Genomic DNA, 699 nt, shown 5'->3' on the forward strand with positions numbered 1-699 from the left:
TGCCGAGTAGGTGGGGGCGTTACTGCCCCCACCCCTCACAGACCCGGACGTGCAGTTTTCCCGCATCCGGTTCCTCATGGTAGAGTTTCGCTCACGGTGGCAAACGAATGAAGAATCCTGGCTGGCGGCAGCGGATGGCGTTTCAGGATTTCGTTAAGGCGGTTCCATCGGAACACGCTTTGACGATCTCGCCGAGATAGCCATTTCCGCCATATCCTCACGACCTGGTGGGCGAACCATCGCAATCGCCGAGCATTTCCCCCGACGCCATAGTAGGCGAAGTGGCCCCGCATCATGGACGAGAGATGGCGATGCTGATCGCGGATCGACCAGTTCCGGTGTTTCCGGCACCAGTAACTTACCGCAGCCAGCGCACGAGCAAAACGGCCCTTGGCCGTGACTTGCATCACCATGTCCTTGCCTCTGCGCGACCGTCCCCACACGTGGGTCAGGCCGAGAAAGTCGAACTTGGTGCCATCCGTCTCCGGATGCCGTGTGCTCTCCGTCCTTCGCGGGCGAAAGTCGACGAGACGCGTCTTGTCGGGATGGAGCGTAAGCCCGAACCGTCCAAGACGTTTGTCCAGCACTGCCAGGACACGCTGGGCGTCGACGATGTTGTCGAACGCCATGAGCGCATCGTCAGCGTAGCGGGCAATGGTACAGCCCCCACGGAGCCGCGGCCGCACCTCGGTCTCGAAC

1 protein-coding gene is annotated in these 699 nt (G+C 61.5%); it reads right to left on the bottom strand.

Features of this window, described 5'->3' with window-relative positions; translation table 11 throughout:
- Positions 1-74: 74 nt before the first annotated feature.
- Positions 75-699 (bottom strand): reverse transcriptase domain-containing protein (locus NMG80_RS35385; protein ID WP_436798755.1); only part of this gene is annotated, 625 nt, incomplete at its 5' end.

Source organism: Mesorhizobium escarrei (genome assembly GCF_935825525.1).
In the GTDB taxonomy this organism is placed as follows: domain Bacteria; phylum Pseudomonadota; class Alphaproteobacteria; order Rhizobiales; family Rhizobiaceae; genus Mesorhizobium; species Mesorhizobium escarrei.